An 11,803-nucleotide genomic window follows, 5' to 3' on the forward strand; every position below is an offset into this window, starting at 1 on the left:
CGCAGCTGGGCTACTTCGAGGTGGAATTCGCGCACTCCCGCGCTGACACCCCGCACCCCCCACCCCCCCGCGGCCACCCCCCCCCCCGCGGGGCCGCAGGCCGCGGGCGTCGTCGTGCCGCCGGCAGCGTGTCGTGCCCCGGCAAAGGTCCCAGCTCTGCAACCAAACGCCGACCGGCCTGCGCGGTTTCCTGACGGATCGATAGGTTATGCCTCGCCGGTTCGCCGCCAGGTGCCCGTCCCTGCGCCCGCGCTCCGGCCGAACGACCTCACCGCTCATCCCAGGGGGATCACCAATGACCGCCGACACGCCGCACCCCGGCAAGCTGCCTCCGGTCTTCCAACCGCTCCTTCCGGACGACCCCCGGGAGGTCGGCGGCTACCGGCTGTTCGCCCGGCTCGGCGCCGGCGGCATGGGGCGCGTCTACCTCTCGTACACGCCGGGCGGACGTCCGGTGGCGCTCAAGGTGGTCCGCCCCGAGTTCGCCGAGGACGGCGAGTTCCGCCGTCGGTTCGCCCAGGAGGTCAGCAACGCCCAGCGGATCCACGGGCTGTACACCGCCCAGGTGATCGACTCCGGCGGCCTGGACTCGGACGCCCCCTGGCTGGTCACCGCGTACGTGCCCGGCCCGTCCCTGCAGCAGGTGGTGCGGGAGCACGGCGCGCTGCCGGTGCGCACCGTGCTGCTGCTGATGGGCGGCATCGCCGAGGCGCTGCAGGCGATCCACAGCGTCGAGGTGGTCCACCGCGACCTCAAGCCCGCCAACGTGCTGGTCGCCGGGGACGGGCCGCGGGTGATCGACTTCGGCATCGCCCGGGCCGCCGACGCCACCGCCCTGACCGGCACCGGCTACCGGATCGGCTCCCCCGCCTTCATGGCCCCCGAGCAGGCGCAGGGCCACGCGGTCACCCCGGCCACCGACGTCTTCGCGCTGGGCGCCCTGGCCGCGTACGTGGCCGGCGGCACCCCGCCCTTCGGTGACGGGCCGGACACCGCGGTGCTCTACCGGGTGGTCCACGAGGAACCCGACCTGACGGCCGTCCCGGCGGACCTGCGCGAGCTGGTCCAGCGCTGCCTGGCGAAGTCGCCGGAGGACCGCCCGAAGCCGGCCGAGATCATCCAGGTCGCCCGCAACCACCCCGAGGTCGGCGGCCAGCTGCGGTTCGGTGAGGACTGGCTGCCGCGGCAGGTCAACACCGAGATCACCCGGCGCTCCGACCTGCCCAGGACGCCACCCGCACCGCTGCCGGCCGCCCCCGCGACCCCGCCGGCCCCGGCGGTTCCCCCGCAGCCGGTCGGCTCGCCGACCCACCCGGTCACCGTCGCGGTCCAGCCGCCGCGGCAGCCCGCCGCGCCCCCCGGCTTCGCCCCGCCGCCGCTCGGCGCGTACGGCGCCCCGCAGCCGCCCACCGAGACGCCGACCGCACCGGTGCTGCCCACCCCGCCGACCGTCCCGCTCCGGGTGGAGCCGCCGTCCTTCGACACCCCGCCGCCCGGACCGGTGGTCACCGCCGCCGCCCCGGCGCCCGAGCCGGAGCCCAGGCGCCGGGGCGGCGTCTCCTGGAAGGTGCTGGTGACGGTCGCCCTGGTGATGGCGGTCGGCGGCACCGCGGGCGGCGTGGCGCTGATGAAGAAGCTGGACGACGGCGGGAAGGGCAAGAGCAGCGGCAGCACCAGCGCGGCCCGGCAGGGCGGCGGCAGCAGCGCGAACCCGGCCCCCGCCCTGGACGGCGCCTCCCCCTCCCCGACCGCCTCCACCCCCGGTGCACCGGTGTCCGCGGCGCCCTCGAAGTCGGGCCCCGGCACCGTCTCGGCCCCTGCCCGGCCGGTCGGCTACACCCTGCTGCTGGACAAGAAGGCGCTCTCGATCCCGGCCGCCGAGTACTCCTCGGACGCCTACCGGATCGACCTGAACGCCGGCACCGTTGTGCCGCACAGCGGCTCCGACCTGAAGTGGGGCCTGGGCGTCACCAACACCGGCAGCGGCAGCAAGGCCAACTCCTTCGAGAGCGCGGGGGACGAGAAGTCGGACTTCGCCGTGATCACCGAGTCGACGGTCACGGCCGAGCAGTGCGCCGCCGCGATCGACTCCCGGCCGGACACCGACCTGACGTACAACCGGGTCGCGCCCGGGCGCCTGCTCTGCATCCGCGACCGGGACAGCCGCAACATCGCGATCGCCGCGATCACCGCCGCCGACCCGACCACGGGTGCCGCCTCGATGACCGTCAGCACCTGGCGGGCCGGCTGACCGGCAGGTCTATCCTGGCCAGGTCAATCCCCATCGGACCGGAGCGAACCGTGTACTTCACCGACCGAGGCATCGAGGAGCTGGAGAGCCGGCGCGGCGAGGAGGAGGTCACCTTCGAGTGGCTGGCCGAGCGCCTGCGCGAGTTCGTCGACCTCAACCCGGACTTCGAGATCCCGGTCGAGCGGCTGGCCACCTGGCTGGCCCGGCTCGACGACGAGGACGACGACGAGTGACGTCCTGACCGGTGGCGACGAACACCGGACCGAGGGCCCGGGAGGCATGCCTCCCGGGCCCTTCGTGCGTCCCGTAGGGGACGGTTCCGGGGTCGGCTCCGGGCCCGCCCGGGGTCGGAACCGCTTGCTTTTCCCGGCACGCGATATATCGTCTTTAGAAGAGAACGCGATACATCGCGATCCGCGACGGGAGGCGGCAGAGATGAGCCAGTGGACGATCGAGGGGCCCGGCAGGACCACCTTCGAGGACGCGGTCCGCGCACTGCACGTGCGCGTCATCGACGGCAGCGTGAACGTGGTCGCGGCCGAGGGCCCGGCCCGCCTGGAGGTCACCGGCCTCACGGGCGACGCCCTGCACGTGACGCTGGTCGACGGTGTGCTGACCGTCACCTACAAGGACATCAACAGCTGGGGCGAGTTCGGCGACTGGATCAAGTCGGTCGGCTCGGTCCGCAACTTCTTCGACTCCTTCAGGCGCAAGCGCTCCGTCGACGTGACCCTGACCGTCCCGGCCGGCACCGACGTCAAGGTCGGCACCGTGTCGGCGCACTCCACGGTGACCGGCATCGCCGGGCACGTCTCGGTGCAGGGCGCCAGCGGCGACACCACCCTGGCCGAGCTCACCGGGCGGATCGACGCCAGCACCGTCACCGGCGACGTCGACGCCCAGGCGGTCGGCGGCCAGCTCAAGGTCAACACCGTCTCCGGCCGGCTCACCGTGATCGCCGGCACCGCCGACCGGGTCCAGGCCAACACCGTCACCGGCGCCGTCACCCTGGACCTCGACGTGGCCGGCGAGACCGACGTCAAGGTCAACACCGTCAGCGGCCCGGTCGTGGTCCGGATCCCCTCGCTGGCCGATGCCACCGTCGAGGCCGGCTCCACCAGCGGCGACGTCTCCAGCACCTTCGACGAGCTCAAGATGAGCAGCACCTGGGGCGCCAAGAAGATCTCCGGGCAGCTCGGCGAGGGCCGCGGCAGTCTCAACGTCACCACCGTCTCCGGCGCGGTGACGGTACTGCGCCGCCCCGACAGCGAGGACGACGCCCCGGTGGTGGTCAAGGAGCTCCCGGCCTCTCCCGCCGATGACGGGCCCGCCGGCCCCGACCTCACCAAGGAGGCCTGAGATGACCCCCGTGTTCGGCCACGGACGGCTCCGGCTCTACCTGTTGAAGCTGCTGGACGAGGCCCCGCGCCACGGCTACGAGGTGATCCGCCTGCTGGAGGAGCGCTTCCAGGGCCTGTACGCGCCCTCCGCCGGCACCGTCTACCCGCGGCTGGCGAAGCTGGAGCAGGAGGGCCTGGTCAGCCACAGCACCGAGGGCGGCCGCAAGGTCTACCGGCTGACCGACGCCGGGCGCGCCGAACTCGAAGCCCGACAGGGCGAGTTGGACGAGCTGGAGCTGGAGATCCACGACTCCGTGGCACAGCTCGCCGGGGCGATCCGGGAGGACGTCCGGGACAGCGCCAAGGACCTGCGCGAGGAGCTGTGGCAGGCCGCCAAGCAGGCCCCCCGGCCCGGGCGCGACACCGGGGCCGGAACCGGCGGCGACCCGTGGGCCGGGCCCTGGGGCGACAACGAGTCCTGGCAGCGCGCCAAGGAGGAGTTCGCCCAGTTCAAACGCCAGGCCAAGGAGCAGGCCAAGCGCGCCCGGGAGCAGGAGCGGGCCGCCAAGGCCAAGGCGAAGGCCGCCGAGGAGGAGGCGCGCCGGCTGCGCGAGCAGGCCAAGGCCTCCCGCACCGCCGCCCAGCAGGAGGCGCTGCGGATCAAGCGCCGGGTCGAGCAGCAGGTGCGCGAGCACGCCGCGAAGGGCGACTGGCCGACCGGGCTGGCCGAGGGCCTGTCCGAGCTGACCAAGGGCCTGGCCGGGCTGGCCGACGCCGCCCGCTGGGGCCACTCGGCGACGGACGAGCAGGCCGAGAAGGCCGAACCGGGCGAGCGGATCACCGTGACCCGGATCGACCTGGACAAGGACCAGGAGGGGACGGCCGCCCCGGCCGACCTGCCGCCGTGGGCGCGCACCGACCCGGACGGGGACCCGTCCCGCGAGCTGGAGCGGCTGCTCGACCGCTTCCGCGACCAGGTCCGCGACGCGGCGCGGGACGGCGGGGTGAACGCCGGCAAGCTGGCCGAGGCCCGTTCGGTGCTGGGCGCGGCCGGCGAGCGGCTGAAGCGGCTGCTCGGCTGACCCGGGCCGCCACGGGAAGCCCGGTGTCCTCGTCCGGGGACACCGGGCCGTCGCGCGTCAGGGCCGTCGCGCGTCAGGGGTTGAGCACGACCTTGCCGAAGACCTCGCCCTTGGCGAGCCGGGCGAAACCGTCCCGGGCCTCGGACAGCGGCAGCACCGAGTCGATCACCGGGCGGACCCCGGTGTTGGCGCACAGCGCCAGCAGCCCGGCCAGCTCCTCCTTGGTGCCCATGGTCGAGCCGACCACCTTGAGCTCCAGGAAGAAGATCCGGTTCAGCTCGGCGGCCTTGGGGCTGGGGCCGGAGGTGGCACCGGAGATGACGATGGTGCCGCCCGGGCGCAGCGACTTCACCGAGTGCGACCAGGTCGCGGCGCCGACCGTCTCCATCACCGCGTCCACCCGGGAGGGCAGCCGGGCGCCGCTCTCGAAGGCCGCGTCCGCGCCGAGCTCGACCGCCCGGCGGCGCTTGGCCTCGTCCCGGCCGGTGACCCAGACCCGCAGGCCGGCCGCCTTGCCGAGGACGATCAGCGCGGTCGACACCCCGCCGCCGGCGCCCTGCACCAGGACGGTGTCACCGGGCCTGACCCCGGCGTTGGTGAACAGCATCCGGTACGCCGTCAGCCAGGCCGTGGGCAGGCAGGCGGCCTCCTCGAAGCTCAGCTCGGCGGGCTTGGGCAGCAGGTTCCAGGTCGGCACGGCCACCCGCTGGGCGAAGGTGCCCTGGTAGCGCTCGGTCAGGATGGACCGGGGCTCGTCCGGGCCCACCCCGTGGCCGGTCTGGCCGATCACCGAGTGGATGACGACCTCATTGCCGTCCTCGTCGACACCGGCGGCGTCGCACCCGAGGATCATCGGCAGCTTCTCGGCGGGCAGGCCGACGCCGCGCAGCGACCACAGGTCGTGGTGGTTGAGGCTGGCGGCCCTGACCGTCACCACGCTCCACCCGGGGCGGGCCTGCGGCTCGGGGAGTTCGCCCAACTCCAGGCCGCTGAGCGGGTCGTCGGCGTCGATACGGGCGGCATAGGCAGCAAACATGTCCCGGACACTAGCCGGGACGGCCGAGGCCGGGAACCACGCGTACGTGTGACGCGCGTCCCGGCCCCGGTCCGGCTGGTCCCCGCCCGGGGAGCTCCCCGGAACTCGTCGGACCGTCAGATCCGCGCCACGCCCTCGGCGCGGGCGGCGTCGGCCACGGCCTTGGTGACCGCCGGGGCGACGCGCTCGTCGAACGGCGAGGGGATGACCTTCTGCGGCGTCAGCTCGTCGGCCACCACGCCGGCCAGCGCCTTGGCGGCGGCCAGCTTCATGCCCTCGGTGATCCGGGAGGCCCGCACCTGCAGCGCACCGGCGAAGATGCCCGGGAAGGCCAGCACGTTGTTGATCTGGTTCGGGAAGTCGCTGCGCCCGGTGGCGACGACCGCCGCGTACTTGTGGGCCACCTCGGGATGGATCTCCGGGTTGGGGTTGGCCATCGCGAAGACGAACGCGCCCTCGGCCATGGTCGCCACGACCTCCTCCGGCACGGTGCCTCCGGAGACGCCGATGAACACGTCGGCGCCGGCCAGGGCGTCGGCCAGCGAGCCCTTGAGCGCCGAACGGTTGGTCTGCTCGGCGATCTCGGCCTTGACGTCGGTCAGGTCCTCGCGGCCCTGGTGGACCACGCCCTTGCGGTCGCAGACGGCCACGTCGCCGATGCCCGCGGCGACCAGCATCTTGGCGATGGCGATGCCGGCCGCGCCGGCGCCGGAGATGACGGCCCGCAGCGAGCCGATCTCCCGGCCGGTCACCTTGGCGGCGTTCCACAGGGCGGCGGTGGTGACGATCGCGGTGCCGTGCTGGTCGTCGTGGAAGACCGGGATGTCCAGGGCCTCCTGGAGCCGGCGCTCGATCTCGAAGCAGCGCGGGGCGGAGATGTCCTCCAGGTTCACGCCGCCGAAGGACGGAGCCAGCCGGACCACCGTCTCGACGATCTCGTCCACCCCGGTGCAGGCGAGCGCGATCGGCACCGCGTCCACGCCGCCGAACTGCTTGAACAGGATGGCCTTGCCCTCCATCACCGGGAGCGAGGCCTCCGGGCCGATGTCACCGAGGCCGAGCACCGCGGTGCCGTCGGTGACCACCGCGACGGTGTTGGACTTCCAGGTGTAGTCGTTGACCAGCTCCGGCTGCTCGGCGATGGCCGTGCAGACCCGGGCGACACCGGGGGTGTAGGCGAGGGACAGGTCGTCCGCGTCGCGCACCGGCACGGTCGCCCGGATCTCCATCTTGCCGCCGCGGTGGAGCGCGAAAACGGCGTCGACCGGATCGTCGGTGTCCTGGGTGCTGCTGATGATCTCCGCTGCCACGATGACCTCTTCGTCATTGTTCTGGCGAGGTGCGCGGCCGACGGGCAGAGCGGCCCCGTCCGGGAACCGGAAACCGGGTACGCGGAAGCGGACCCGGGGTCGGGGTGGGGCGCTGCCGTCGGGTGGCGCCCTCGGATGAGGGTTTTTATGGGGTCTTGTATTGATCCGCGTTGTGCTACCGGGCCGAGCGTAGGTCGGACGAAGGCATCGCACCTATGCCTTTTCGTCCTCGTCACGTGCCGTTCACCGCCGTGCTGTCGCGTCGAACTGGGATCCGGAGTCGGAAGCGCCGGACCCCGGCGGCGGCGACGGTGTGGAGGCACGCGCACCCGCAGGGGTGAACGCAGACCCGCTGGGGAGTCGGCGCCCCGGATACGGAGCCACGTGATGACTTCCGGTCCCGGGCGCCCGAGCCTGTCGGGGCTCGTCGGTCTGGTTCGAGCGTTCGGGGATCACCCGGTACCGAATTCTGACACACCCGCTGCCGGGCCCGTCTGAGCGGGATGGCAGGATCGCGTGGCCGCCATTCCGCGTACACGAGCGCGACACCGCGGCGACCGCGGTCCGCCCCTCAGGAGTAGCCCTCATGCCTCACCTCCTCCATGTCCACCGTCCGGCCTTCGCCGGAGCCGCCCTGGCCGCCGCCGGAGCCCTGCTGCTCACCGGGTGCGGCGGTGGCGGCGGGCAGGCCGCCGCGAGCGACCCGGTCAAGGACGTCCGCGCCAAGCTACCGAAGGCCCAGCGCTCGGCCGGAGTGCTGCGCATCGGCATGGACGTCAACCTCACGCCGGTGGAGTTCCACGGCCCGGACGGCAAGCCGACCGGCCTGGACCCGGACCTCGCCACCGCCCTCGGCCGGATCCTCGACGTGCGGGTCGAGTTCGTGGACACCCCGTTCGACAAGCTGGTCCCGGACCTGCAGGGCAAGCAGTTCGACGTGGCGATGTCCGCGCTCAGCGACATCCGCCAGCGCCGCGAGGGCCTGGACGAGAACGGCAAGCAGGTCAACCCGGGCGTGGACTTCGTGGACTACTTCATCGCCGGGACCTCGATCGTCGTCCCGAAGGGCAACCCCAAGGGGATCCGCGCCCTGGACGACCTGTGCGGACGCACCATCGCCTTGCAGCAGGGCACCAACCAGGACGACATCGCCACCCGGCAGACGGCCGTCTGTGCCCGCACCGGCCGCCCGCTGACCGTGCACCGCTTCGACTCCGACGTCAAGGCGCTGGCCGAGGTCGCCTCCGGCGCGGCCGCGGCCGGCCTGCACGACTACCCGGTGGCCGCCTATGCGGCGAAGACCACCGACGGCGGCAACCGCTTCGAGGTGACCGGCACCCTGTCCACCTCCAACCCGTACGGGATCGCGGTGCGCAAGGGGGACACCGAGCTGCGCGACACCCTGTCCAAGGCGGTGGACCAGCTGATCCGCAGCGGCGAGTACGACAAGATCCTCGGTAAGTGGAACGTGAGCGCCGGCGCCGCGCAGAACGCGGTGGTCAACGGGGGCATCTGAGCCCGCGCCAGCGGGCCGCCCCGCCGGGGCGGCGACCCGGCGGGGCTTCCGGGCAGAGTACAGGCCGATCTGCATACTTATACGCAGGGTGACAGGGGCACGCGATCCGTCCGAATAGCGGACAGCGCGAGCCCTTGTTATCCGATTTTGATCTGAATGAGGGCCACCTGACTGTCCTCAGATGGCAGGATTCCCCCCATCTCGGATCGAGCCGGCCACTGGTCGAGGCGGTTCAGGTCGACGTCCACCTCGGCGGAGGGTGGCGGAAGCAGTACCCGGCACGACCCTGGGCGGCCCCTGTGCGCCCAGGCACTGCACCACCCGGCAACGCCCGTACGACGACGTACAGCGACATACCCACCCGTACGGCTCCGTACGGCCAGCTGCCCCGGTGCGCCGCTCCCCGCGGCGCGCTCCGCCCGATTTCTCTCCCCAGGAGGAGATCCCCCTCATGACCGCCCGTACCCAGCGCACCCGCCTCCTCGCGGCAGGCGTGGCCGCCGTGTCCGTGTCCCTCGTGCTGACCGGCTGTGGCAGCAGCAAGAGCAGTGAGGGCGGCGGCGCCCCCAACGCCTCCGCGACCGTCAACGAGGTCAAGGCCGACGACAAGCTGGTCGCCCTCGTCCCCGCGGACGTCAAGTCGGCCGGGAAGCTCGTGGTCGGCGCGGACGCCTCGTACGCGCCGGACGAGTTCAAGGACGACAGCGGCAAGGTCATCGGCATGGACGTCGATCTCGCCAACGCCATCGCCGCCAAGCTCGGCCTCAAGGCCGAGGTCCAGGACTCCGGCTTCACCGCGATCATCCCGGGCATCCAGTCGAACAAGTTCCAGCTCGGCATGTCGTCCTTCACGGACAACAAGGAGCGCGAGCAGGTCGTCGACATGGTGACCTACTTCAACTCCGGCAGCGCCATCGCGGTCAAGAAGGGCAACCCCAACAAGGTCGACCCGAAGGACCTCTGCGGCAAGAAGGTCGCCGTCCAGACCGGCACCACCCAGGCCGACGAGATCAAGGACACCCGCAACCCGGACTGCGCGAAGGCCGGCAAGCCGGGCATCCAGAACGACGGCGACAAGTTCGACCTCCAGACGGACGTCACCAACGCCGTGGTCTCCGGCCGCGACGACGCGATGATGGCCGACTCCCAGGTCGTCGACTACGCGATCAAGCAGTCCGGCGGCCAGCTGGAGAAGCTCGGCGACACCTACGGCGTGGCCCCCTACGGCGTCGCCCTGGCCAAGGGCTCCAAGCTCACGCCGGCCGTCCAGGGCGCCATCCAGTCGCTGATCGACGACGGCACGTACAAGCAGATCCTCACCAAGTGGGGCGTCGAGGCCGGCGCCCTCGACAAGTCGACCGTCAACGGCGCCGTCAGCTGACCTCTTGTACGTCTCATCTCCCCCCGAGGCCACACCGTGAACTCTCTGGACAAGGGGGCGGCGGAGAAGGGACGGCCTGAGACCATCAAGGCCGTCCCGGTTCGCCACCCCGGACGCTGGGCGGGCGCTGTCGTCATCGCCCTGCTCGCAGCGATGCTGCTGAGCGCCCTCTTCACCAACCCCGCTTTCAAGTGGGACATCGTCGGGCAGTACCTGTTCCACGACAGCATCATGCACGGCCTGCTCGTGACGCTGGAGCTGACCGTCCTCTCCATGCTCATGGGTGTGGTCGGCGGCATCGTCCTCGCGGTGATGCGCCTGTCGCCGAACCCGCTGCTGGCCGGCACCGCCTGGGTGTACATCTGGGTCTTCCGCGGCACCCCGGTGCTGGTGCAGCTGGTGTTCTGGAACTTCCTCGGCCTGATCTGGGCCAAGCTGTCGATCGGCGTCCCGTGGGGACCGGAGTTCTGGTCCGGGCAGACCAACGTCCTGATCCCGACCTTCGTCGCCGCGCTGCTGGGCCTCGGCCTCAACGAAGCCGCCTACATGGCGGAGATCGTGCGCGGCGGCATCCAGTCCGTCGACGAGGGCCAGACCGAGGCCGCCCACGCGCTCGGGATGAGCCGGTTCCAGACCATGCGGCGGATCGTCCTGCCGCAGGCCATGCGGGTGATCATCCCGCCGACCGGCAACGAGACCATCTCGATGCTGAAGACCACCTCGCTGGTCTCCGTGATCTCCCTGGAGGAGATCTTCCGGGCCGGCCAGGTCATCTACTCCCGGAACTACCAGAACATCCCGCTGCTGATCGTCGTCAGCCTCTGGTACCTGTTCTTCACCTCGGTGCTGACCATCGGCCAGTACTACATCGAGCGCTACTACGCCCGAGGCTCCAACCGCACCCTCCCGCCCACCCCGCTGCAGCGACTGCGGGGCCTGTTCGCCGGGAAGCCCACCCCGAAGACGAGCGCCGACGTCGTCCCGGGCCTTGAGGGAGGTGGTCACGTATGACCGATCTGAGCAAGACCCCCGCCGCCTCCGCCGAGCCGATGGTCCGCGCCGAGAACGTGCACAAGTCCTACGGCTCGGTCGAGGTGCTCAAGGGCATCGACCTGGAGGTCAGGCAAGGCGAGGTGTTCTGCCTCATCGGCCCGTCCGGCTCCGGCAAGTCGACCTTCCTGCGGTGCATCAACCACCTGGAGAAGATCAACGGCGGCCGCCTCTGGGTGGACGGCGAGTTGGTCGGCTACCGGCAGAGGGGCGACAAGCTCCACGAGCTCAAGGACCGCGAGGTCGCCCTGAAGCGGCGCGACATCGGCATGGTGTTCCAGCGCTTCAACCTGTTCCCCCACATGACCGCCATAGAGAACGTCATCGAGGCGCCGGTCCAGGTCAAGGGCGAGACCAAGGCCGACGCCCGGGAGCGCGGGATGGCCCTGCTGGAGCGGGTCGGCCTCGCCGACAAGGCGAAGAACTACCCCTCCCAGCTCTCCGGCGGCCAGCAGCAGCGCGTGGCCATCGCCCGCGCCCTGGCCATGAAGCCCAAGCTGATGCTCTTCGACGAGCCCACCTCCGCGCTCGACCCGGAGCTGGTCGGTGACGTGCTCGACGTCATGCGCGGTCTCGCCGAGGAGGGAATGACGATGGTGGTCGTCACCCACGAGATGGGCTTCGCCCGCGAGGTCGGCGACGCGCTGGTGTTCATGGACGGCGGTGTGGTGGTCGAGTCCGGCAACCCCCGCGAGGTGCTCACCAACCCCCAGCACGAGCGCACCCGGGCCTTCCTCTCCAAGGTGCTCTGAGCCCGTACGGTCGGGGCCCCGCAGGGGAAGTACAAGCGGGCGCCCGCGATTTAAGCAGCCGGGGGATTGTCTAGAAACAGGTAGC

Annotated in this window: 10 protein-coding genes; 8 read left to right on the forward strand and 2 right to left on the reverse strand. The window is 71.7% G+C overall.

Features of this window, described 5'->3' with window-relative positions:
• The first annotated feature begins 295 nt into the window (after positions 1-295).
• The 4 genes from ACFV1W_RS01595 to ACFV1W_RS01610 all read left to right on the forward strand — a co-directional run bounded on the left by ACFV1W_RS01595 (position 296) and on the right by ACFV1W_RS01610 (position 4,673).
• A complete protein-coding gene (locus ACFV1W_RS01595; protein ID WP_380411901.1) occupies positions 296-2,251 on the forward strand; it encodes a serine/threonine-protein kinase in 1,956 nt (651 codons plus the stop codon).
• Positions 2,252-2,301: 50 nt separating this feature from the next.
• Positions 2,302-2,484, forward strand: coding sequence for a DUF6104 family protein (locus tag ACFV1W_RS01600; RefSeq protein WP_350504423.1), 183 nt, complete (start codon positions 2,302-2,304; stop codon positions 2,482-2,484).
• 202 nt (positions 2,485-2,686) lie between these two features.
• A complete protein-coding gene (locus tag ACFV1W_RS01605) occupies positions 2,687-3,610 on the forward strand; it encodes a DUF4097 domain-containing protein (protein WP_380411904.1) in 924 nt (307 codons plus the stop codon).
• A 1-nt stretch (position 3,611) separates the two neighbouring features.
• On the forward strand, positions 3,612-4,673 hold the full coding sequence (locus ACFV1W_RS01610) for a helix-turn-helix transcriptional regulator (RefSeq protein WP_380411906.1): 1,062 nt from the start codon (positions 3,612-3,614) through the stop codon (positions 4,671-4,673).
• A 73-nt stretch (positions 4,674-4,746) separates the two neighbouring features.
• On the opposite strand, the gene ACFV1W_RS01615 is transcribed toward ACFV1W_RS01610, so the two are convergent.
• Both ACFV1W_RS01615 and ACFV1W_RS01620 read right to left on the reverse strand, forming a co-directional pair.
• Positions 4,747-5,709 (reverse strand): zinc-binding dehydrogenase, encoded by a 963-nt coding sequence (locus ACFV1W_RS01615; RefSeq protein WP_380411909.1) that lies wholly within the window; start codon positions 5,707-5,709, stop codon positions 4,747-4,749.
• A 116-nt stretch (positions 5,710-5,825) separates the two neighbouring features.
• Complete coding sequence (locus ACFV1W_RS01620; protein ID WP_380411910.1) at positions 5,826-7,019, reverse strand: NADP-dependent malic enzyme; 1,194 nt, start codon at positions 7,017-7,019, stop codon at positions 5,826-5,828.
• A 586-nt stretch (positions 7,020-7,605) separates the two neighbouring features.
• Between ACFV1W_RS01620 and ACFV1W_RS01625 the strand changes: the two genes are divergently transcribed.
• The 4 genes from ACFV1W_RS01625 (at position 7,606) to ACFV1W_RS01640 (ending at position 11,718) form a co-directional block, all read left to right on the forward strand.
• Entirely contained in the window at positions 7,606-8,535 is a 930-nt protein-coding gene (locus tag ACFV1W_RS01625) for an ABC transporter substrate-binding protein (protein ID WP_380411913.1), read from the forward strand.
• A gap of 451 nt (positions 8,536-8,986) precedes the next feature.
• Positions 8,987-9,916 carry an ABC transporter substrate-binding protein gene (locus tag ACFV1W_RS01630; RefSeq protein ID WP_380411915.1) on the forward strand — a complete coding sequence of 310 codons (930 nt, stop codon included), beginning with the start codon at positions 8,987-8,989 and terminating at the stop codon, positions 9,914-9,916.
• 36 nt (positions 9,917-9,952) lie between these two features.
• Positions 9,953-10,927 carry an amino acid ABC transporter permease gene (locus tag ACFV1W_RS01635; protein ID WP_380411917.1) on the forward strand — a complete coding sequence of 325 codons (975 nt, stop codon included), beginning with the start codon at positions 9,953-9,955 and terminating at the stop codon, positions 10,925-10,927.
• Positions 10,924-11,718, forward strand: coding sequence for an amino acid ABC transporter ATP-binding protein (locus tag ACFV1W_RS01640; RefSeq protein WP_380411920.1), 795 nt, complete (start codon positions 10,924-10,926; stop codon positions 11,716-11,718). The genes ACFV1W_RS01635 and ACFV1W_RS01640 overlap by 4 nt, the downstream gene beginning before the upstream one ends.
• Positions 11,719-11,803 lie beyond the last annotated feature (85 nt).

This window comes from Kitasatospora sp. NPDC059648, assembly GCF_042734825.1.
Taxonomy (GTDB): domain Bacteria; phylum Actinomycetota; class Actinomycetes; order Streptomycetales; family Streptomycetaceae; genus Kitasatospora.